The organism is Proteiniphilum saccharofermentans (assembly GCF_900095135.1).
GTDB lineage: Bacteria > Bacteroidota > Bacteroidia > Bacteroidales > Dysgonomonadaceae > Proteiniphilum > Proteiniphilum saccharofermentans.
The window spans coordinates 2,601,828-2,624,027 of the sequence record NZ_LT605205.1 but is presented as its reverse complement, the minus strand read 5'-3'; the positions used below and the strand labels follow the sequence as shown (position 1 = coordinate 2,624,027).

Here is a 22,200-nt window from a genome sequence, read left to right as displayed (position 1 = left end):
TTCTTGTGGAGTTTGTCCTTATAAAAACCGATTTCGTCGATAAAAAAGTCTTATTAATCTATTCTCCTGTTTTTTTCATTTATTAACCCATTTTTCAGAAATAAGTGTATTTTTGTAGAATATATTTGTAAAGTATTGGGCGCAGAAGCAAACCAATCTATTTTGGATTAGTATCAATTTAACTCAAGGGTTGTGGAAAAAAAATATAAAGCAGACAACGGGCTGGGAAATTTTTTCTGGGGCATTGTTTCGCTCTTCCTGTTAGGTGTAGTCGTTTACCGATTCAGGAATGGCGAGAGGATCTGGATGGATGCTATCTACTTTACTTTTGCCATTGTTTTTATCCTGTCGACCACCATAAAGGAGTATGTCGTTACTGACTTGAATTTTCTGGAAATCCGTTTTGGATTGAAATTGTTCTCGAAGAACAGAAGAATAGCTATAGGTGATATCGTTGGTTTGCAAAAGATAAAGAAAAACCAGCTTCGTATTGATAAGGTACGAGGTTTTGAAGTGCTGAGGGTAAATAAAGCGGATATAGATGTCCTGATGGCAGAATTGAAAGACCGGAACCCAAGGATCAGGATCGCCGGGGAGGAGTAAAACTTGTCTAAAACATTTCTTCCCGCGGATATTTCTCTTCCACTTTACTGAAAAGCCAGGAGGCGATGGTACCTGCTATGAAAAGCAACAAGCTCATAAGCAGCGCTCCCCAAAAAGTTAACCCGGCCGTGGCAAGTTGATCGGCAGAGAATGCGGGAAAGACTACGGTAGGGAAAATAGCCAATGAAGAACCGACTACCATTCCCAGAATGAAATGGTACATGCCGGAGTAATATTTCTTGAAAAGCCAGGCAGCCAGTTTGGCAAAAAGCAGCACGCAGATAATAAACCCGATGATCAGCGGAATAATGACGCCGAAATCGAAATCCTTGATGCCAATAGCCATCTTGTCGTAAAGCCCGAAATAGATCAGGAAGTTGGATGGGCTCATTCCCGGCACGATCAGCCCCAATCCCATCAACAGCCCTGATCCGAGCCATACCATAAGGTTGGGAGTTACTTCGGTAAGTTGTTGCCCGCCGACTAGCATCAGCGCGAAGATGGCGATGGTGGTAACAATAAGAATGCCTATATCCGATGATTTTCTTCCTTCTTTCCCGGCTGTTTTGTAAAGAGAAGGAAAAGTGCCGGCTACAAATCCCACAAAGAGAGAGACAAACAGTGCAGCATATTTACCAAATGCTTTTTCTACTACCACAGCAAAGAGGACAATGCCGATGGCGGCACCGATCGCCACAGGAAGGAAGTAAAGTGCATTTTTCAGGAAATTCCGCCTTATGTTGGCAAGAAAACGGATTAACTGGTCATAGATGCCGAAGATAACAGCCAATACTCCTCCCGATAAGCCCGGAAGAATAAATCCGATCCCGACCAGGGCACCTTTTAAAATGCGGATGATCCAGTCTGTGACGGGGTTGATTTGTTTCTGCTCTTTTGCTGTTCCTCTTTCTTGTTCCTTCATTTCTTGTTGTACTATTGTTTTACTTGCAATGCCTGCATTATTTTGCAGCTGCAAAGATATAATATTTATACGTTTTGAGTAGCGTAAACCACTGTTTTATCCGCTATCGGGGAATATGGTAACAGGCTGGATGTATGCTTATACTGCAAAATAAGATTCCAGTTCTTTCAAGGTGTTTTCACTTGTCGGGATATCTCTCACCACATTCCCTTTCTCAAGTACCACAATACGTTCGCATACCTCGGTCACATGATTGAGATCGTGACTTGAGATCAGCATTGTCATTTTTCTATTGGTTCTCAGCTCATTGAGCATCCGTTTTAACCGGATCTGGGAAGTGGGGTCGAGGGCTGTAAACGGTTCATCGAGGATCAGGACTTGTGGATCGCTGATCAGTGCTGCGGCAATACCCGTTTTCTTCTGATTGCCTTTTGAGAGATCCCTGATCAGTTTTCCGGAACCCAGTATCTCTCCGTTAAAGAACTCTTTCATCGAATCCAGGAACAGGGTTATATCGCCTTCCGATTTGTTATATACTTTAGCTGTGAAGGTGAAATATTCTTCGGGGGTAAGGAAATCTATGAGGAAACTCTCGTCGAGAAAAGACCCCACCTTGGATTTCCATTCGTCGCGACGGGCTACTTTCTCACCATCGACTATCACTTCACCTGAGGAAGCCTCGATCAGGTCGAGGATCAACCGGAAAAAGGTGGTCTTTCCTGCACCGTTGTTACCCACCAGTCCGAAACTTTCTCCGTTACCAATCCTGATAAAAGGGATGTCCAACACCGTAATGCCCTGGTATATCTTCTTCAGGTTTGTGGCTGTGATAATTTCTTTAGTCTCATTTACCGATTGCGGTATGGGAGGAGGCGTGTCGGAGAGCTCCATTGAACTGTTTTCGTGATCTTGCATATATTTTATTGCTTATCGTTTTCTTTTATTATTTGTTGATCCCTTGGAATGGTAGAAAATGGAACAGCTTACTCCTTCTTCCTGAATCCTGCACAAAGCGCATACTTCCTTCTTAGGAATTGATTTTCTATAATCTTCAGGAGTGGTTCGCGGAAAAGGATGCCTGCCAAACCCATCAGGGAGATAATGATCAATGCTATATGTGCTGCCGAGAAGAGATCGAACAGCATAACCAGTGTGATAGGGATTACGAGTAGTGGAATCATCACCAGAAAATTTTTGTAACTAACTCCCTGCATATTCATGGAATTACCCCGGGAGAGTTCCAATCGTTTGGTATTGAAGGTGGCTCCAAAAAGATATACATATATATTGACGCCCACATTATAGATCAGTGCCACCAAATGATAGATAATAATCTTGGTGCCAAAGAAGAGGTAGGGTGTAGTTGCGATAAATGAAGCGATACATAGTGAGAGCATCAGGAAATAATTGGCCCTGATATAGGTTTGAGTGTCTATATCCCTTGTCATCAGAAAATCGAAATGGACCCCATCCCAGTTGATGATCCACTGCCCAAATATCAGCATTCCTGTTCCGGTCACAAAAATGGCCACAAAAAGTAACCATCCGGGGTTGTTACTATATATGGGATTGGGATAAAACAGCAGTCCGTACAGCAGGAAAAAGAGTGCTGTATAGAGTGTTCTCTTTGTCCGCTTATGGCGGAGCACCAATCTTATCTCCAGGGAGATGATTTCTCCTATCTTCCCGAAACGTTCCATGAAAGTGAATTTTCCGGAATCGCTTTCTGTCCTCTTTACTTTTTTGTCGAAATTCTCGGGATAATAATTTTTTGCAAAATAGTGTTTATTGAGTAGAAAAGCCAATAGAACGGGAAGAAGCAGAGAAATCCATACAAGAGGGGTTTTACTCACCAAATCGAAAAGTTGTTGAGACAGTTGGGACAGGGAAAAAATGTTGAAATACTCCAGTCCTGCCAGTACTCCACCAATAGCCAAAAATACGATTGTACCTGACAAGATATTGCTGAATTTGCGTTTCAGGAAAGGAGCGAGTAAAGTATCGAACCAAATCAGGAAAATAACGACGAAGATAAACCTGAAGGCTCCGGCTACCTCGTAAACCGGATATACTCCGGTGATGGCGAAGGGGATAGCAAAACACAGTACTATATAATTCAGCGGGTTGAATAGCGGTTTCAGCAGGAGATAGTTGACCAGTGTTTCCCTTTTGATAGGCAATACCTGGTAATTCTCTATGTTCAGCGTGCTCAACGGTTGCATCAGATAACGGATCATAAGTAAGGCTATTACACCATAGATAATGATGCTGTTGAATGTTGCTGCAGCATCTTGCTGAGGAGCAATCTCTTCCAGTAGCCTGGGAAGCATGAAGCCCATCATCACCAGGATCACTATAAAGTAAAGCGCGGTTAACCCTACAAAAATGTTGACTATCAGATTTTTGTAATATCCGGGTGAACGAAATGTCTTTAACAGGTAATGTTTGAATAGTATTTTATACATAGATGTGGGATAGGGAATTTATTTCTTTCCGAAAAGCGCTCCGAAAATACTGCGGGTGATAGTTCTTCCCAATTCGTTACTGATTTGCCGCTGAGTGCTTTTCCCTACCTGGGTGAGGATATCTCCCAGGAAACCCTGGTCGGCTTTCCGTTGCCGTGCTGCGGCTCGCTTCGCCCTCTCTGCTTCGAGTGCTGCCTTCTGGGCTTCTTTCTGCTGGCGGATACGCTCTTTCTCTTCAGCAGCGAGACGACGTTCTTCTTCGAGCAACTCCTCTTTTTTAGACAATATTTCAAAAGCTGACTCCCGGTCGATCAGTTTTTCGTATACGCCGTAAATCAGCGAACTACGGATCATCTGATCCCGTTCGCCAACCGTTATCGGCCCTATCTGTCCCTGTGGAGGGAGGATATTGGCACGCTCTACCATTTGCGGAGCCCCTTTTTCGTCGAGGAACGAGACGAGTGCCTCCCCGGTATTGAGTTGGGTTATGGCTTCACCGGTATCGAATGCGGGGTTGGCACGGAAAGTGTTGGCTGCTACCCGTACAGCTTTCTGGTCATTCGGCGTGTAGGCCCGTAACGCATGCTGTACACGGTTTCCGAGCTGGCCAAGGATAGTTTGGGGGATATCTGCCGGATTTTGGGTACAGAAATAAATACCCACGCCTTTGGAACGGATCAGGCGGACGATCTGCTCTACTTTTTCGAGTAGTGATGCAGGCATATCATTGAATAGCAGGTGTGCTTCATCGAAGAAAAAGACCAGTTTGGGCTTTTCCAGGTCACCTACCTCGGGAAGTGTTTCGTAGAGGTCGTCGAGTAACCATAGCAGAAAAGTGGTATATACCCGTGGCGACCGCATCAGCTTATCGGCAGCGAGGATATTGATTACCCCTTTGCCCTGCTCTGTCTGGATGAAATCGGTGATCTCCAGGTCGGGTTCACCAAAAAACTTATCGGCTCCTTCGTTCTCGAGCCGGATCAATCCCCGTTGAATAGCACCTATACTTGCCGGAGAGATATTCCCATACTTGGTGGTGAACTGTGTCCGGTTGTCGCCGATATATTGCAATATCTTTTGCAAGTCTTTGAGATCGATCAACAGCAGGCCATTGTCGTCGGCGATACGAAAAGCCATAGTGAGGATAGCTCCCTGAATCTCGTTCAGATCCAGCAAACGCTCCAACAGCAGCGGTCCCATAGAGGTAACGGTAGTCCGTACCGGATGCCCCTGTTCGCCGAATACGTCCCAAAAACGTACCGGAAACGGCTTGTATTCGAATCCTTTTTCGGGCAGGTTATATTGGTCTACGCGCTTTGCGACGCTCTCCTTGTTACCTCCTGTTTTTGCCACACCGGATAGGTCTCCCTTCATATCTGCAGCAAACACGGGCACTCCCATCTCACTGAAGGTCTCAGACAATGTTTGCAGGGTAACTGTCTTTCCGGTACCGGTTGCACCGGTGATAAGGCCGTGACGGTTTGCCATCTTGGGGACAAGACATACTTCCGCATTGTCGTTAATAGCTATAAAGGCGCGTTTGCTGTTATCGAACATATTAAACAATTATTAAATTTGTAATTCAGGCAAAGTTAACGAAATAATTGAGACGAAAAATGAAATTATGATATTGAGTTAAATTTTTTGTGATACAAAAAATATCATATACCTTTATGATATCAATAACACATTAAATGTATTATGCGTATGAACTATAAATCTATCTTGCTTATTTCCCTAATATCGGTCTGTTTTTTGGCAAGTGCACAGATGCGTATAAAAGAGATATACCATTATATATTGCCTGAATTCACAAAGGGGACTGTATTGATGAAAGATGGTACCAGAAATCCGGCTTTGCTCAACTATAACGCTGCTACCGAAGAGATGATCTTTGATCAGAACGGACAGAAATTAGCTTTTGCGGAGATCACATTGAATAACCTGGATACCGTTTTTGTACAAGATCGAAAGTTTGTATTACTTGACAATAAAAAATTTGCAGAGGTCATCAATCAAGAGGGATATAAACTACTTGTCCAGTATAAATGCCGGATAATTCCTCCGGGTAAACCGGCTCCTTTTGGTGGGACTTCGCAAACATCATCCGCCACAACCTATTCGAGTTGGATAGGGGATGGTCAAATTTATCAATTGGAATTGCCCGACGATTTCAAAGTGAATAGTTCTGTGGTTTATTGGTTTGATAATGGAGAAGGATTGAAGAGTTTTTCATCGATGGGGCAATTAAAAAAAATTTACAACAAACAGAAGCCGCTTTATAACAAATATACCAAGGAGAATAAAGTCGATTTTAAAGATATTGAATCGATTGTCGGCCTCATCCACTACATGGAAACAAGCGGGCAATAATTGTGGAAGCCTTTTCGCATTATACTATTCCCCGCATTAGAGATTGATACATACTGTAAACAACAGTGCAAGCAGAAATCCTGATAATGATGTGAATTTCAGATAAGGATCTAACGCCTCTCCTTCTTTCCGACGTACGTCGTCCAGTATCCTGAACAGGAAAAGAAAAACAAGCAGGTAAAGGTGCCGGAACCAGGGAGAGGGTTCATATATGCTGTTATACCCGAAAAAACAAAGGAGTGAGGCGAAGGTCAAACCGGCGTGATACATTTTTGCCCTGCGGATACCGAGTTTAACGGCAAGGGTGATCTTACCCGAAGCCCTGTCGTTCTCTATATCCCTCATGTTGTTAATATTTAATATCATGGCGCTGACCAAACCAATCCCTAAGGCAGGCATGACGGGTTTAAAACTGAGTATGTGCGTATGAAGGAAGTAGGTACCTATCACCGGTACCGGGCCAAAGAATATAAAAGCCAAAAGGTCGCCCCAACCCTTATAGCCGTAGGCATGCTTTCCCAACGTATAAAATAGTGCTGCAAGGATGCTGGCACCACCGATGCCGATCAATATGGCAACAGAAGCATGGGGGATAAATGCTATAATATTGAATATTAAAGAGAGACCGGTAATGACACAGATAGCGGAGAAGACAACGATAGCGCTTTTCATTGCCCGGGGAGAGATCTTGCCACTCTGAAGGGTACGTGCAGGCCCTTGCCTGCGACCGGTAGTATCTGTCCCTTTCTGGAAATCACCCAGGTCGTTTGCCAGGTTGGCCAATATCTGAATGGAGACGGCCAACAGGAGAGTGAGTACAAAAATTATTATACTGAAATTCCCCTCATGCAAGGCCAGTCCACTTCCCAAGACAACAGTCGCCACAGCCAGAAAAAGCGTTCGTAGACGAAAGGCAGAGATCCAGTCTTTTACTGTTGCCATAGAAAGGAAGTGAAAAATTAATAGTTAAAAACTAAGGACTAAAAGGTGCTAATATTCTCTTATTGAGTAAAATAGTTTCAGATTTTAGTACGCCCGTGCAAAGAGTACCCGTTGTGCCGACGGCTTGCCGGTCACCATGCACTTACCGGGTGTCTTATCTCCATCGAGAGGGATACAGCGGATAGTAGCCTTGGTCTCCTCTTTGACGCGTTCTTCCGTTTCGGGTGTACCATCCCAGTGGCAGAGCAGGAATCCGCCTTTCTCGATCTCCACTTTGAATTCTTCATATGAATTCACTTTGCGGATTTGGGAAGCACGGAAATCGGCTGCCTTCTTATAGATATTTTCCTGCATTTCATCCAGCAGAGACTTGATGTGGGTTTCAATATTGTCACACGACAACGTCTCTTTGGTGAGGGTATCGCGGCGGGCTACCTCGATGGTGTTGTTCTCCAGGTCACGCCCACCCATGGCAAGACGCACCGGTACCCCTTTTAGTTCATACTCCGAGAATTTCCATCCCGGTTTCTTGTTATCCGAATTATCATATTTCACGCTGATACCGAAAGCCTTCAATCGTTGTACGATACCTGCCACCTTTTCATCGATCTGTTGCAGTTGCTCACTGTTCTTGTAGATAGGGACGATCACCACCTGATAAGGTGCCAGCTTGGGAGGAAGTACCAATCCGTTATCATCGGAGTGTGACATGATCAGGGCACCCATAAGACGGGTGGAAACACCCCATGAAGTGGCCCATACATAGTCCCGTTTTCCGTTCTGGTCGGTGAATTGTACGTCGAACGCCTTGGCGAAATTCTGTCCCAGGAAGTGGGAAGTCCCTGACTGCAGCGCTTTCCCGTCCTGCATTAATGCTTCGATGGTGTAGGTGTCGATGGCGCCGGCGAACCGTTCGGACTCCGATTTCAACCCTTTCACTACCGGCATGGCCATATATTTCTCTGCAAACTCGGCATAGACATTGATCATCTGCTTTGCCTCTTCTATTGCTTCCTGCTTAGTGGCGTGAGCGGTGTGACCTTCCTGCCAGAGGAATTCGGCCGTACGGAGGAAGAGGCGCGTACGCATCTCCCAGCGCACCACATTGGCCCACTGGTTGATAAGGATAGGCAGGTCGCGATAGGACTGAATCCAGTTCTTGTAGGTGCTCCAGATAATGGTTTCAGAAGTGGGTCGTACTATCAGTTCCTCTTCGAGCTTTGCCTCGGGATCGACCACCACACCGCTGCCGTCGGGAGCATTTTTCAGGCGGTAGTGAGTCACTACGGCGCACTCCTTGGCAAATCCTTCCACATGGTCGGCTTCACGGCTAAGAAATGACTTGGGAATGAACAGCGGGAAGTAGGCATTCACATGTCCTGTTTCCTTGAACATATCGTCCAGTTGACGTTGCATCTTTTCCCATATCGCATAACCATAGGGTTTGATTACCATGCAACCGCGCACGGCGGAGTTCTCTGCCAGCTCAGCCTTGATCACTAAATCGAGGTACCACTGAGAGTAATCTTTACTGCGGGGCGTAAGCTCCTTCAATTCTTTAGCCATCTTGTTACAATTCAATTTTGTTAATCGTTTTGAGTTGCCTTTGTCGTCTTCCTTCGCACCTCACCAAAATCCAAACAAGTTTGTTCTTTGGTTTCGGTTTGTTGTCAGTTGTTCTGCTCTTGTTTAACGAAAATGTTCCATTATTTTGTTTGCGGATGCAAAGATAATAATAATGTAGTAAGGTAGAAAGCAGCAAAGTGGAAACTCGAAAAAATTGTATCTTTGGCGACAGTTTAATTTTGTTGTATCCATCATTTATAAAAAATTAAAAGAATTTGTTACTGAAGAAATGAAAAAGGATTATTATAAAAAGAAAATAGAAGAGAACGCTATAGAGCTGGGTAAAGTAAAATCGCGTTTAAGGATATTTCCTTTCCTGAAACTTTTGTTTTTTCTTGCGGCTGTTTTCCTTGTGATCGCTGCCTTTCAATGGGGTTGGGACAGGTCATTCTGTTTTACATCCGCAGCTTTCTCTCTGATAGTTTTCTCTTTGCTTTACAGGTGGGATGAATATTATCTGCGGAGAAGGGCTTATTATATGGCCTTGCATAGTGTCTATGCCAACGAGATCAGCTTTCTGGAGGGCAGTTATACTCCTTTCGATAACGGGAAGCACTTCATCAATAAAAAACATCCCTATTCTTATGATTTGGATATTTTCGGCGAGAACTCCATTTACCACATGATCAACAGGACGGTGACGCATGAGGCCGGTTCTATTCTGGCTGAAAAACTGAGCTCAATTCCGGACAATGAAGAGGTTATCACAGCAAGGCAGCAATCGCTTTCGGAGCTGGTGGGGAAAGTTGATTTCAGACACCAGTTTATGGCTGTCTGTAAAGGATTTGACGAAGAGAAGAATAACTACAGACTGATCAGTGAACACAAGGGTAACAGTGCACGGTTGACTTCCAGAACAGGATTGGTACTCATTTATGTCTCTATAGCCATCACGTTGGGATCAATGCTGTTGGCCTGGTTGGGAGTCCTGCCCTGGTCGGTATTTATCACCTTGTTTATGATACAGCTTTTTGTCCCGATGACCTTTAACAAGGCGCTGAACAAAGTGGGTGCCGATATCGGCTTTCTGCACAAAAATACCAGGATCCATGCGGACTTGTTGGATATCTTGCATAAGGAAACTTTCGATGCAGCAGAAAACAGGGATTTAAAAGAGGAACTGTTCGGCACCCACAACTCCCGTGAAGCATTGAAAGAGCTTTCTTCCTTACTGAAAAAATTTGACCAGCGTAATAATGCCTATATCCTTGTGTTGCTTAATGGTTTTTTCCTGCGTGATCTGTTTTTGTTGCGGCAGTTCTATCGGTGGAAAGATAATTATCTGGATCATATCCAATTATGGATCAGTGCTTTGTCTGAGATGGAGGCGAGGGTGTCACAGTCTACTTATATGTTCAATCTGCCAGAATTCGTACAACCTGAAATCATGCAGGATGTGGATTTGCTTGTCGATGCTTCCGGATTGGGGCATCCGTTCATACCCAAAGAGAAACGGGTAGACAATGATATCCTGATCAGTAAAAAACAGTTTCTGATCATCACCGGTGCCAATATGGCTGGAAAAAGTACGTTCCTGCGTACACTGGGAGCCAATTATATCCTGGCGGTCAACGGCATGAATGTGTGTGCTGTGAAATTCAGTTTTACCCTTTTCCATCTGTTCAGCAGTATGCGCAATACGGATGACCTTTCATCGGGCACCTCTTATTTCAAAGCTGAACTGGAGAGGATGAGGGAGTTGATCAGATATTGCCGGACACATCGGCACACATTGATCATACTGGATGAGTTGTTAAAGGGAACCAACTCAAAAGATAAACTCGACGGTTCAATATTGTTTCTGAAAAAAATGGCGGAATTGTCGGTAACGGGGATTATTGCTACCCACGATCTGGAACTGGCGAAACTGGAGGATGGGTCGCCCGGTTCATTTCAAAATTATTGTTTCGAGATATCTCTTTCCGAAGAGGAACAGTACAGCTATAAAATACAACGCGGTGTTTCCCGAAACCTTAATGCTACCTATCTTTTACAAAAAATATTATCGGAAGAGTTGTAATAAGTTCCTCAATGGGGTCTTACAAAATATCTATAGGCCTTCGCCTTAGGTGTATACATTTCAAATTTATATGTGAAAGTTGGGCCTCTTATTCTTTTCTTTTCAAATTTCCCCGATTGAATGAGAAGTAGATACCCGGTAAGCCAATCAGGGTGAAAATAATAAATCCCCATCGCATGGCCTGCAGGAAAACAGGATTGGGTACTTCCTCAATAGAACGGCTGCCGAAGAGCAGGGAGAAGATCAGGGTGACAATACTCATGCTGATGATTTGTCCGAATACCCGCATGGAGGAAGCGAGCCCGGAGGCTTGCCCGTATTGCCGTCTCTCTACCGAACTCATAATGGTGTTCATATTGGGAGAGGAGAAGAGGGCAAAGCCGAGCCCCACCCATATCAGGATAGTGACGATGATCCAGATGGCTGTTGCGGGGCCAAGGAAGGCCAGCATACCTAATCCGGTAGTACACATGGCCATACCTGTAGTAGCAAAGTAGCGCGGTTGTATCTTATCGGACAATCTCCCCACGATAGGAGAGAAGAGGGCCATCATAGCCGGTTGCGCTACGATCACCGCTCCCGCATCACGTGGCGAGAGTCCCTGTACCTTTTGCAGGTATAGGCTGAGAAAGAAGACGATGGCAAAGGTAGAGGTATAATTGATGAGAGCCGAGAGGCTGGAATATGTAAAGAGACGATTATGGGAAAAGAGTTTCGTATCAAGCATCGGAGATGTAATCCGGCTTTCATATCTCCAGAAGAGGAGGAGCAGTATCACTGCCCCGCTCATTAAGCCCCAGCCCACAGCGGAGGGGATCAACGAGGAGCCATAGACCAATGCTGCAAGTCCCGTCATAAAAAGGAGGGTTCCTATTTTGTCTCTCCCTTTTGCCGGGACAGATTTATGCTTTTCACTCTTCAAGAAAAGATATGAGATAAGGATAGTGAGCAGACCGAAGAGGGCAGCGATCAGGAAGAGGGAGCGCCAGCCGATATGGAGAGTGATGAATCCTCCGATCAGCGGACCCAAAGCCAATCCGCCATAGACCGAAGCGACAGAGATACCGAGTACCTGCCCCCGTCGTTCCGCAGGGAATGATGATACCAGAATGGCTTGTCCTGTGGTACCGGTAAAAGCAGCGCCTATACCTTGTAAAAAGCGGGCGGCAACTAACCAGTGACCGTCGGGAGCCACATAGCAGATACCTGAAGAGATGGTGAACAGTATCAACCCCAGTTTGAACAACCGGCGGTTGTCACTCCGATCACCCCAACTCCCTGACGGCAACATGAAAAGAGCCATAGCCAGGATAAAAGCAGTGATGATCCAACTCAACTCAATGGCATTGAGGGCCAGATCCTTTTCAATGGTGGGTAGCGCGATATTGACTGCCGACACCAGAAAGGTACCCATAAAGGAGGTTACCGCCACTACCAATAATATTGAAAGATCTTCTCTTTTTCCCATTACGTTTGCTTTCGTATTCAAGATTTAAAATCGTTAAATTATCACATCAATTAATACGTTTCCCTTATATGCTTTACTGTAACAGGTGTTTTATTAGCAGCTTTTAGCTCAGGAGATGTGATGGTGATTGTTCTCTTTTCTCCCGGCAAGAGGTCGATGAAGTTATCGCTGAAGCGGGCACCCTGGATAGGTATCTCCACAAAGACGTCTTTCGCCAGTTTTTTGCTTGAAAGAGTCACCCTGTATTCTCCGTCGCGATATTGTACATTGGTTGTCACTTCTGTTTCCGGTAATTCCAGTTTGTTGGGCCAGTAGAAGAAATGATCTTTGGAAGAGATCACATTCCCTTTACTGTCGCTCAGGAAAGCATGTATCATTGTATGTGTCTTTTCTGCTTCACTTGCCAGTTCGGAGATATTGAATGTTTTGACGATCCGGCTGTCGTTGGCCTTGGCATTGACACGCTCAGTAAATTCTTTCCGTTTTCCGGTTGAGAAATCGATGACCTGTACGGTCAGTTTGAGGTCGTTGTGATCCTGCAGATAATCGGACATAGTATAATAATTCAGTTTACCATCCTTAGACTCAACTCCCAGGGCAAGGGGTGCCAACACATCCCGCATACGGTAGTGTTGTGCCTTCCAGTTGTTGTAGTAGTCGATACTCGACCAGGAAACCACAGGCCAGTCGTCGTTGATTTGCCAGTAAAGTGCACCCATACAATAGGGTCTTCCACGACGCATCGCTTCTACCGACTCTTCCATTCCGTTCCCCTGCATCACCAGTCCGATATAGACGAAATCTTCAAAGTTGGCCGGTTCAGGATAATACATATCCATATATTTTTTGATAAGCGAGTTGCCGGTCGATGCTTTCTGATGTACCGTCATCACCTCACTTTCTAGGCTCCATTGATCCTCGGGAGCAAAGGAACGGATAACTTTCATTTCGGGGAACGACTGAAAGCCGAATTCACTGGCAAAACGGGGCAACCGGTCTGCCATCCCTTCAAATGGTAGGTGTCCGTACCACAATCCCCAGTCGTGTGCGTCACTGGCAGCGAATTTCTCGGGATTACCCCAGTTGGAGTTATAAGGTGATCCGTGGATATAACTGCGTGTACCGTCAAGTTCATTTACTAATCCGGGAATCAGTTCACGGAATGTTTTGTCGTATCCTTTGAACCAGGCATCCATCACTTCGGCCGGATATTCTTTTTGCCAACCCCAGTGGTTAAGACCCTCTTCGATCTCATTGTTACCGCACCAGAAGGCGAGCGAAGCGTGGTTACGGAGGCGTTTGATATTATAGATCACTTCCTTCTGCACGTTCGCCAGGAAAATATCATCGGAAGGATAGGGTACACAGCCGAAGATAAAGTCCTGCCATACTAAAATACCTCTCTCGTCGGCCTGACGGTAGAACTCTTCGTTTTCATAGATACCGCCTCCCCATACACGTACAAAATTCATATTGGCTGCGGTGATGTTGTCAAACAGCCTTTCGTAAAAACCTGTATCCTGTTGTGAAGTGAAGATTTCACCCGGAATATAGTTGGAACCCTTCGCAAAGATGGGGATACCATTTACTTCGAAATAGAAGGACTTGCCATGCTCATCCGGTTCCTGTACCAGGCGGACCGAGCGTAAACCTGTCCGGACTGTTTTTTCGGCAATTTCCCGGTTGTCAGATACAACTTTCACCGTAAAATCGTAGAGATGTTGTTCTCCCCAATACACAGGCATCCATCTTTTAGGTTGGTTGATATCTAAAGGTATGGATATCTTGTTTTTGCCGGGATGTAAAGTGGTATTTTTCGATACCGGATTGCCTGTACTTCCCTGCAAACCGTATTCGACGGTGATGACAGCTTCTATAGGTTTATTGGCAACGGAATAGATCTCTATCTGATTGTCGATTTTGGCTGATTGCTCCGTTACAGAAGTCTGTTTTACATAAAAATCGTCGATATATGCCTTATTATAGAAACTGAGTGTGACAGGTTTCCATATACCCATCTGTACGATCCTTATACCCCAGTCCCATCCGAAATGGTAGGGTGCCTTACGATTATAGATACTCAGTTTCTCTTTCCGGTGGTCGTTTCCCGCCGGATAATCGTAACCGAAGGTTTCCCTTGCCGGCATCATCAGTTGTACCGGGGAGTAAAAACGGATATAAAGATGGTTTTCCCCCTCTTTGAGTAATTGCTTCACAGGTACCTTGTAACCCATGAACATATTTTCAGAACGTAGAATGCGTGAGCCGTTCAGGAATACGTCTGCATGGGTGTCCAACCCCTCGAAAAAGAGCTGTGCATCATCGTATTTCAGCTGGTTGGCTGTTACGGTGAAAGTTTTCCTGAAATCCCAGTTTTCATCTTCTACCCACTGCACCTTCTCTTCGTTGGTGCCATAAAAAGGATCGGGCAAGACATTATGCCGGATCAGATCACGTTGTACCGATCCGGGTATTTCTGCACTATGCCATTGGTTTTTATTCATTTGTGAGAATTCCCAACCATCATTCAAAGAGAGTGTCTCAACTTGTTGTGCAGATAAAATAAAGGGCATGGCAAGAAGAAATAGAAGAGATATAAATTTACGCATAAGAACAGGGGTAATTTTATGTTAAATATTTTGTAAATATAATGAAAGCCACGGGGTAAGCCAAGCTTGCTTAAGCTTATCCGAGGCGCATCTTATTATTCTGCAAATATACATGATAAAAATGAATTATTACACAGATACATAAAAATGGAGCGGTGGTGTATATTCGTTACTTATTGACCGTCAAAAAAGAAAGTCGAGTCCTTTTTTCATATCTTGTAGCTTATTAACTCCAATAAAAAGCAATATGAAAACATATAGTGAAAGCCGAGAGAAAAACCAAGCTCGCTTAAGTTTTTCCGAGGCGCATCCTATATTCTCTAAATATAACAATTTGTTCCTGAACTTTTATTAGACACTTCTATGATATTGGAAGAAAATTGTAAATTTGTAAGAGAAAAAGCGACTAAACAGAGAAGATGAGCGAGAACACCTTTATAACCCGCAGTGAATTCTTCCGGCTTTATGCCAGACTCTATTCCTTTCTCAGACAGGAATGGGATGTCAGGAAAGTGTCCGGGTTGAAAGAGTTGTTGTTGCACTCTTTCAAAAAGGTAGAAGGGCAACCCGACAGCGAGGCGTTATATCACCTTGTGTTGGCTATGCGTACGGCTGTCATTATTATTGACGAGATAGGATTGAAGCAGCCGGCAGTATGTGCAGTCTTACTTTTTCATACTGTAGTGGAGGGAGGACATTCTCCGGATAATATTGATCATTTAATTGATATTGAGGTTGATAGTATTCTTAAGGGATTGAAGAAAGTAAATCAATTCAGTGATAAGAAGAGCGCCGTAGAGTCGGAAAACTATATTAAATTGCTACTTTCTATCGCCGAAGATATCCGGGTGGTATTTATTATGATAGCGCAACAACTGCAGCGTATGCGTGATGCAAAGGAGAGGGAACCCTCACATAGGTTAGATCTTTCAGTGGAGTCTACCTATCTTTATGCTCCCCTTGCTCACCGGCTTGGTCTCTATGCTATAAAGTCGGAACTCGAAGACCTCTCCCTGAAATATACCGACCGGGAGCAATATGACTTCATTGCGCGTAAGCTGAATGAGACGAAACGTTCGCGTGACCGGTATATCAGCGAGTTTATCGGGCCGGTAAAGGAACGCCTGGATAAGACGGGATTGAAATACGATATCAAAGGACGTACCAAATCGATCCATTCCATACAGAACAAACTCAAAAAACAGAAGATCGAATTCGAAAATATTTACGATCTGTTCGCCATCCGCGTTATCCTTGATGCTCCGCCCGAACAGGAAAAAGCCCAGTGCTGGCAGGTATATTCTATCATTACCGATATGTACCAGCCTAATCCCAAGCGGTTGAAAGATTGGCTTTCCATCCCTAAGAGCAATGGGTACGAATCGCTTCATATTACTGTGATGGGACCCGACGGAAGGTGGGTAGAAGTGCAGATCCGGTCGAAACGGATGGATGAAATCGCCGAACGCGGATTGGCAGCCCATTGGAAATATAAAGGAGTGAAGGGTGAGACGGCGCTCGATAACTGGTTGAGTTCGCTGCGGGAGTCGCTGGAAGACAGTGATGCCAACCTGAGCCAGAAGCTGACCGATTTCAAACTGGATCTGTATGACGAGGAGATATTTGTATTTACTCCGAAGGGAGATCTGTTTAAACTCCCTAAAGGGGCGACAGTCCTCGATTTTGCTTTCGCCATCCATTCTAACCTGGGTGCTGCCTGCGTATCGGGAAGGGTGAACGGGAAAAACGTACCCATCAGGCATGTCCTGAAAAGTGGCGACCAGGTAGCCGTTAACACTTCGTCGCACCAAACACCCAAGCAGGACTGGCTAAGCTTTGCAGTAACTTCGAAAGCACGGGCCAAAATACGCCAGTTACTGAAGGAAGAGGCCGGCAAGCAGGTGGATATCGCGAAGGAGACACTTTCCCGGCGGATGAGGAATCGGAAGATCGAGGTGGACGAACCGCGACTGATGCAATTGATAAAAAAACTCAGGTACAAGACCGTTACCGAGTTTTATGTGGACATTGCTTCTGAGAAGATTGATGTAAACTGGGTGATAGACCGCTATTTGGAATTGGAAAATAAAGAATCTGAAAACCGGGAAAGTCATGCAACGGTGAGCGCCGGAGAGTTCACGCTAAAGACTCCTTCGCCCGAAATAAGCGGTTCCGATGAGTTGATTATCGACCAGAATCTGACCGGTGTGGATTATAAATTGGCTAAATGTTGTAATCCTATTTTTGGAGATGATATCTTCGGGTTTGTCTCTTCGCAGGGTATCAAGATCCATCGTGTAAACTGTCCGAATGCACACGACCTCTTCTCCCGGTTCGGTTACCGCATATTGAAAGCCCGTTGGTCGGGTAAGACTAGCTCTTCCAGCTATACTATTGTATTGAGGGTGATAGGGAATGACCAGCTTAATATAGTGGCCAACCTCATGTCCATCATTTCGAAAGAGGAGGGTGTGCAGATGCGTTCTATCACCATTGATTCCAACGACGGCCTTTTTCAGGGAAATATCGCCGTGATGCTGGGAGATACTTCGATGCTCGACCAATTAATTAAAAAACTTAGGGCAGTGAAAGGGGTGAAATCCGTTTCCAGATTGAATTGAACCTACATATCCCGTAAAGATAAAAGAAATATCCCTTTTACGTTGTGGGACGGGGATTACCCCTGTGGATATGCTTAATCCTCTTCCTTTTCTGTGATTTCAGGATTTATTATGGTGTCAGGTTCGACCGTGCCTGGATTCGTAGCCTCAAGATTCGGCAGGGTAGGCAATAACTGTTGCACGTAATCCCGCTCATAGTCCTGTGGACGAAGGATACGGCCGTCATATTGAATGAGATCAATATCAATGATCATTCTACCTAAGTACTTATCTCTGGGAGTTCGTCCTACAGCCCGTTCCGTTTGTTTGATCTTGTCAATAACTTCTTCCGGTGACATCTCAGTATCGGCTTTTGCAAGGACATTCCGAAAAAGGTACGCATACTTGTCGTCTTCCGGTTCAGTCAGGATGGGCTCACTGAAAACAATATCAGGAAAAAGAAATGCAAGCATCCTTTTAGCTTTGTCGATATTGGTTTTGGCGAACGTATTTGATCCTATGCTTAGTAAAATTGTGCTCATACTGATAAATTGAAGTACAAATATAGACATTTTAAATTAAAATGAATAGTGAATCGCAAAATCTATTATCTTTGTTGTATTAAACCTTGTGAAAAATGAGAAAATTTCAAATCATATTGTTCCTGCTTCTTCTGATCCTTTCTTTTGATCTTTCGGCTCAGGATGCCAAGCCCATGATATACCGGATCAATATAAAGGAAAATATAGGCAGTAATACATGGATATATCTCCAAAACGGACTTCATGAGGCAACCGGAAAAGATGCCGCCGCAGTGCTTTTACATATGAATACTTATGGAGGGAGCGTACTGGAGGCCGATTCTATGCGTACGGCCATTCTCAATGCTCCCCTCCCTGTATATGTTTTTATTGACAATAACGCCGCTTCTGCCGGTGCGCTTATCTCTATTGCCTGTGACAGTATTTTCATGCGCAGCAGCGGCTCTATCGGCGCTGCAACAGTGGTGGAAGGAGGGAGCGGTGAAAGGGCATCCGATAAGCATCAGTCCTATATGCGGGGAATCATGCGTGCCACGGCCGAGAGTCACGGCAAGACAGTGACTGTCCATGAGGGAGATACCGTCACAAAATGGAGACGCGATCCAAAAGTTGCGGAAGCGATGGTGGATGAAAGGGTTGTAATACCCGGTTTTGCCGACTCTACACAGATACTTACCCTTACAGCCAGTCAGGCTACGGAATTAGGCTATTGCGACGGTATTGCGGAAAGTGTGCATGAAGTGATCGTGACCCATCTGGGGTACAGCGACTACACTTTAGAGACCTATAATCCCTCTTTTTATGATAAGGTCAGAGGTTTTCTTACTAACGGGATTGTACAGGCATTCCTCATCATGTTTATTATAGGAGGTATCTATTTTGAATTGCAGTCGCCCGGTGTAGGCTTCCCCACAGCTGCAGCCATTACGGCCGCAATCCTCTATTTCACGCCCCTTTATCTGACGGGGTATGCCCAGAACTGGGAAGTGTTGCTGTTTGTCCTGGGGCTAATCTTTATTGTCTTTGAAATATTTGTTGTTCCCGGTTTTGGAATAACGGGCATTCTTGGAATACTCTTTGTCTTTTCGGCATTGGTGCTGGCACTCATAGGCAATATACGGTTTAATTTTGAAGGATTACCCGCCATGGAAATGTTCAGGGCGCTGATGGTTGTCCTGGGTGGTACCGGTATGGGGCTTGTGCTTATTATCTACCTCTCCGGCCGGATCGGTAAACCCGGATTCCTGCAATTTGCGGCACTCCATGCCGATCAGGAAGGATATATATCTGTCTCTATGGAACCGGTATCCCTGGTGGGTAAAACCGGTGTGGCGGCAACCGATCTTCGTCCTTCGGGCATGGTGAATGTGGATGGGGATTTTTATGATGCCATCTCACTGAAAGGTTTCATTGATAAAGGAGATGAAGTGGTGGTGAAACGGTATGAGAATTTTCAGTTGTATGTGGTCGGGAAATAGGGGGTAAATTATCAATTTGAATAATAGCATCGTTTTTTTTCGATTAGTCCGGTAGTGTTTGGGTTATCCTTTGACGAAAAATAGTAAATAAATTAATTTTTTTGATTTTTACGGGTTGTATTTCCTCCTGTACTCTTTGGGTGTCAAACGGGTCTCTTTCTTGAATGCTTTGGAAAAATGGAAAGGATCATAGTACCCGAGCCGGAAAGCTATTTCTTTGATCTTTAAGTCTGAAAACTGTAAGTAAGAGCATGCACGCTGTATCTTCAGTTGATTATAATATCCCATAGGTGAATAGGACGTTTTCTTCTGGAATAAATTTCCGAAATGGGAAGGCGAATAACCTATGTGTTGGGCAATATCTTCGAGATCGATGTTTTGTTCCAGGTTGTTTTTCATGAAAATGATACTTTTTTGAATGACATCCATCTCTTTTGCATTCTTGATTTCCCTGAATTGTGTCAAATACTTAATGGATGCGAGGAAGTAAGAGAGGCAATAACTGGCATATTCCAGGTTTTCCGGATTATATCCCATTTCCAGGTTTTGATATATTTCCTCAAAAAGGGCAAGCCTGTCTTCTATACGGCCACTATGTGATTCGCCGGTATCGGTTTTTTTGCCGATAAGTGAAGAAAACCGGTCCGTATCTTCCCCTTTGAAATGAATCCAGTAAATACTCCATGGATCATGTGCATCCGCTCCGTATGCATGCGCTTCGTTCTCGGGTAAGATGAATACCTGATTCCTGTCTAAATATATTTTTTCGCCCTTATATATTATCCATCCTTTACCGCTTTCACAGTAAATGAGTATATTTTGGCCCGCACCGTTTTTTCTTTCCCTGAAATGGTATTTTGCCTCAGGATAGTACCCGATATGTGTCACGTGCAAATGCCTGGTGACATGATTGATCTTCAGGTAATCACGGACATTATAAGGAAGTATGATCGCTTTCTCATTTTTGAATCCGTCTGCTATTTTTTCTGTCATGATATTTTACATTTATATATTGATATTTTACATGATTGATGCTATCTGCTTGATATGTTGTTAAATTATCATCAAAAATAGTGATTTCTTACATTTAATGCAAAAAATAATACATTTTAATCATTTTTTATCCAATTAATTTTGTAAAAATAAAAAACAGGCCATGTACAGTGAAAAAAACAATGTGAATAGTCGATACCTGATTCTTATTTCGTTGATTGCCGGAATGGGTGGATATCTCTTTGGTTATGATTGGGTAGTGATAGGCGGCGCTAAAGCGTTTTACGAAGTCTATTTTTCAATAGCGGACATTCCGTGGCTTCAGGGATGGGTAATGAGCAGTGCGCTTCTGGGATGCCTGATAGGGGTGGTTGTCTCCGGCGGATTATCCGACAAATACGGCAGAAAGTTCATGATGATTCTGGCCGCCGTCATCTTTGCCTTGTCGGCATTCGGTACGGGGGCTGCCCAAACGATCGACCAGTTTATCCTGTTCAGGATAATTAGTGGTGTAGGTATCGGTATTGCGTCGAATATTTCTCCGATGTACCTATCAGAAATATCACCTCCCGCGGTAAGAGGAAAGTTTGTGGCCATATATCAGTTAGCCATTGTCTTAGGAATATTATCCGCTCAAATTGTAAATTGGCTGATCGCAAGACCGGTAATACCCGGTGAGGATATCCTTAATTCGTGGAATGGGCAGGTCGGTTGGAGATGGATGTTCTGGGCTCCCGTTTTCCCGGCGATTTTATATCTCGTCCTTACCTTTATTGTTCCTGAAAGTCCCCGGTGGCTGATCGCGAAAACAAAATATGACAAAGCTACTGATATTTTCTCTAAAATAGTCAACAGGAAATATGCAGTGCAACTGGTGGAAGAAGTACAAAGAACAACGCAGGAAACCGCTGAAAAAGTAAAGTTATCAGCTCTTTTCAGGGGAAAAGCATTCCGGATCGCGATGATCGGCATTGTGATAGCTATCTTGCAGCAATGGTGCGGTATCAATGTGGTATTCAACTATGCACAGGAAATTTTTGAGGCTGCGGGATACGGTGTGTCCGACATGCTGTTCAATATTGTGGTGACAGGAGTGGTGAATGTAATCTTCACATTTGTCGGGATGTATACCGTCGACCGATTGGGAAGGCGTTCGCTGATGCTTGTGGGGACAGTCGGGTTGTCGGCAATTTATATTGTGTTGGGAGCCGGTTATTATTTCCGGCTTGAAGGGATAATGATGTTGATACTTGTCGTTTTGGGGATTGCCTGTTATGCCATGACACTTGCCCCGGTTACATGGATTGTCATTTCCGAGATTTTCCCCACACGGATAAGGGCCAAAGGGATGGCTGTCTCAACCTTTGCCCTTTGGAGCGCCAGTTTTGTCCTCACCTATACTTTTCCCCTGTTGAACAATTCATTGGGCGCCTCCGGGACATTCTGGCTATACGGATTGATTTGCGTAGCGGGATTCTTATTCATCAAGGTGAATCTTCCCGAAACAAAAGGAAAAACATTGGAAGAAATCGAGGAGATAATTACAGGAAAATGAACTA

At 44.4% G+C, this 22,200-nt stretch carries 16 protein-coding genes; 6 read left to right on the top strand and 10 right to left on the bottom strand.

Annotation, left to right across the window (positions count from 1 at the left end; translation table 11 throughout):
• The first annotated feature begins 192 nt into the window (after nucleotides 1-192).
• A complete protein-coding gene (locus PSM36_RS10295; RefSeq protein ID WP_076930825.1) occupies nucleotides 193-603 on the top strand; it encodes a hypothetical protein in 411 nt (136 codons plus the stop codon).
• A gap of 7 nt (nucleotides 604-610) precedes the next feature.
• Here the strand turns inward: PSM36_RS10295 and PSM36_RS10290 are convergent, their stop codons facing one another.
• The 4 genes from PSM36_RS10290 to PSM36_RS10275 all read right to left on the bottom strand — a co-directional run bounded on the left by PSM36_RS10290 (nucleotide 611) and on the right by PSM36_RS10275 (nucleotide 5,547).
• Nucleotides 611-1,525 carry a DUF368 domain-containing protein gene (locus PSM36_RS10290; protein ID WP_076932186.1) on the bottom strand — a complete coding sequence of 305 codons (915 nt, stop codon included), beginning with the start codon at nucleotides 1,523-1,525 and terminating at the stop codon, nucleotides 611-613.
• 138 nt (nucleotides 1,526-1,663) lie between these two features.
• Nucleotides 1,664-2,359 (bottom strand): ABC transporter ATP-binding protein, encoded by a 696-nt coding sequence (locus tag PSM36_RS10285; RefSeq protein WP_076932185.1) that lies wholly within the window; start codon nucleotides 2,357-2,359, stop codon nucleotides 1,664-1,666.
• 149 nt (nucleotides 2,360-2,508) lie between these two features.
• The gene (locus tag PSM36_RS10280; RefSeq protein ID WP_076930824.1) at nucleotides 2,509-3,990 is read right to left on the bottom strand and encodes a DUF5687 family protein; all 1,482 of its coding nucleotides are present in this window, start codon (nucleotides 3,988-3,990) and stop codon (nucleotides 2,509-2,511) included.
• Between the two features lie 18 nt (nucleotides 3,991-4,008).
• Nucleotides 4,009-5,547 (bottom strand): helicase HerA-like domain-containing protein, encoded by a 1,539-nt coding sequence (locus PSM36_RS10275; RefSeq protein WP_076930823.1) that lies wholly within the window; start codon nucleotides 5,545-5,547, stop codon nucleotides 4,009-4,011.
• 150 nt (nucleotides 5,548-5,697) lie between these two features.
• On the opposite strand from PSM36_RS10275, the gene PSM36_RS10270 reads away from it, so the two are divergent.
• Nucleotides 5,698-6,363, top strand: a complete 666-nt coding sequence (locus tag PSM36_RS10270) for a hypothetical protein (RefSeq protein ID WP_139298042.1) — start codon at nucleotides 5,698-5,700, stop codon at nucleotides 6,361-6,363.
• Between the two features lie 36 nt (nucleotides 6,364-6,399).
• On the opposite strand, the gene menA is transcribed toward PSM36_RS10270, so the two are convergent.
• Nucleotides 6,400-7,305 (bottom strand): 1,4-dihydroxy-2-naphthoate octaprenyltransferase, encoded by a 906-nt coding sequence (gene menA / locus PSM36_RS10265; protein ID WP_076930821.1) that lies wholly within the window; start codon nucleotides 7,303-7,305, stop codon nucleotides 6,400-6,402.
• 84 nt (nucleotides 7,306-7,389) lie between these two features.
• Nucleotides 7,390-8,871 (bottom strand): proline--tRNA ligase, encoded by a 1,482-nt coding sequence (gene proS / locus PSM36_RS10260; protein WP_076930820.1) that lies wholly within the window; start codon nucleotides 8,869-8,871, stop codon nucleotides 7,390-7,392.
• Between the two features lie 289 nt (nucleotides 8,872-9,160).
• Between proS and PSM36_RS10255 the strand changes: the two genes are divergently transcribed.
• Nucleotides 9,161-10,951: a MutS-related protein gene (locus PSM36_RS10255; RefSeq protein ID WP_076932184.1), complete on the top strand. Its 1,791-nt coding sequence runs from the start codon at nucleotides 9,161-9,163 to the stop codon at nucleotides 10,949-10,951.
• 88 nt (nucleotides 10,952-11,039) lie between these two features.
• Here PSM36_RS10255 and PSM36_RS10250 read toward each other — a convergent pair whose 3' ends face one another.
• Entirely contained in the window at nucleotides 11,040-12,419 is a 1,380-nt protein-coding gene (locus tag PSM36_RS10250) for an MFS transporter (RefSeq protein WP_076930819.1), read from the bottom strand.
• A gap of 50 nt (nucleotides 12,420-12,469) precedes the next feature.
• Nucleotides 12,470-15,028 (bottom strand): beta-mannosidase, encoded by a 2,559-nt coding sequence (locus PSM36_RS10245; RefSeq protein WP_232001413.1) that lies wholly within the window; start codon nucleotides 15,026-15,028, stop codon nucleotides 12,470-12,472.
• A 419-nt stretch (nucleotides 15,029-15,447) separates the two neighbouring features.
• Here PSM36_RS10245 and PSM36_RS10240 point away from each other — a divergent pair, with 419 nt between their 5' ends.
• Nucleotides 15,448-17,649, top strand: a complete 2,202-nt coding sequence (locus PSM36_RS10240) for a RelA/SpoT family protein (RefSeq protein WP_076930818.1) — start codon at nucleotides 15,448-15,450, stop codon at nucleotides 17,647-17,649.
• 74 nt (nucleotides 17,650-17,723) lie between these two features.
• Here PSM36_RS10240 and PSM36_RS10235 read toward each other — a convergent pair whose 3' ends face one another.
• Nucleotides 17,724-18,170, bottom strand: coding sequence for a 2-amino-4-hydroxy-6-hydroxymethyldihydropteridine diphosphokinase (locus PSM36_RS10235; RefSeq protein ID WP_161947566.1), 447 nt, complete (start codon nucleotides 18,168-18,170; stop codon nucleotides 17,724-17,726).
• 95 nt (nucleotides 18,171-18,265) lie between these two features.
• Here PSM36_RS10235 and PSM36_RS10230 point away from each other — a divergent pair, with 95 nt between their 5' ends.
• On the top strand, nucleotides 18,266-19,648 hold the full coding sequence (locus PSM36_RS10230; RefSeq protein ID WP_076930816.1) for an NfeD family protein: 1,383 nt from the start codon (nucleotides 18,266-18,268) through the stop codon (nucleotides 19,646-19,648).
• 108 nt (nucleotides 19,649-19,756) lie between these two features.
• Here the strand turns inward: PSM36_RS10230 and PSM36_RS10225 are convergent, their stop codons facing one another.
• Nucleotides 19,757-20,641 carry an AraC family transcriptional regulator gene (locus tag PSM36_RS10225; protein WP_076930815.1) on the bottom strand — a complete coding sequence of 295 codons (885 nt, stop codon included), beginning with the start codon at nucleotides 20,639-20,641 and terminating at the stop codon, nucleotides 19,757-19,759.
• 163 nt (nucleotides 20,642-20,804) lie between these two features.
• Here PSM36_RS10225 and PSM36_RS10220 point away from each other — a divergent pair, with 163 nt between their 5' ends.
• Nucleotides 20,805-22,196: a sugar porter family MFS transporter gene (locus PSM36_RS10220; protein WP_076930814.1), complete on the top strand. Its 1,392-nt coding sequence runs from the start codon at nucleotides 20,805-20,807 to the stop codon at nucleotides 22,194-22,196.
• The last annotated feature ends 4 nt before the right edge of the window (nucleotides 22,197-22,200 follow it).

Coding starts and splice junctions, on each gene's coding strand:
- PSM36_RS10290 (WP_076932186.1), bottom strand. CDS start 1,525: ATGAAGGAACAAGAAAGAGGAACAGCAAAAGAGCAGAAACAAATCAAC.
- PSM36_RS10280 (WP_076930824.1), bottom strand. CDS start 3,990: ATGTATAAAATACTATTCAAACATTACCTGTTAAAGACATTTCGTTCA.
- PSM36_RS10275 (WP_076930823.1), bottom strand. CDS start 5,547: ATGTTCGATAACAGCAAACGCGCCTTTATAGCTATTAACGACAATGCG.
- PSM36_RS10270 (WP_139298042.1), top strand. CDS start 5,698: ATGAACTATAAATCTATCTTGCTTATTTCCCTAATATCGGTCTGTTTT.
- menA (WP_076930821.1), bottom strand. CDS start 7,305: ATGGCAACAGTAAAAGACTGGATCTCTGCCTTTCGTCTACGAACGCTT.
- proS (WP_076930820.1), bottom strand. CDS start 8,871: ATGGCTAAAGAATTGAAGGAGCTTACGCCCCGCAGTAAAGATTACTCT.
- PSM36_RS10255 (WP_076932184.1), top strand. CDS start 9,161: ATGAAAAAGGATTATTATAAAAAGAAAATAGAAGAGAACGCTATAGAG.
- PSM36_RS10250 (WP_076930819.1), bottom strand. CDS start 12,419: ATGGGAAAAAGAGAAGATCTTTCAATATTATTGGTAGTGGCGGTAACC.
- PSM36_RS10245 (WP_232001413.1), bottom strand. CDS start 15,028: ATGCGTAAATTTATATCTCTTCTATTTCTTCTTGCCATGCCCTTTATT.
- PSM36_RS10240 (WP_076930818.1), top strand. CDS start 15,448: ATGAGCGAGAACACCTTTATAACCCGCAGTGAATTCTTCCGGCTTTAT.
- PSM36_RS10235 (WP_161947566.1), bottom strand. CDS start 18,170: ATGAGCACAATTTTACTAAGCATAGGATCAAATACGTTCGCCAAAACC.
- PSM36_RS10230 (WP_076930816.1), top strand. CDS start 18,266: ATGAGAAAATTTCAAATCATATTGTTCCTGCTTCTTCTGATCCTTTCT.
- PSM36_RS10225 (WP_076930815.1), bottom strand. CDS start 20,641: ATGACAGAAAAAATAGCAGACGGATTCAAAAATGAGAAAGCGATCATA.
- PSM36_RS10220 (WP_076930814.1), top strand. CDS start 20,805: ATGTACAGTGAAAAAAACAATGTGAATAGTCGATACCTGATTCTTATT.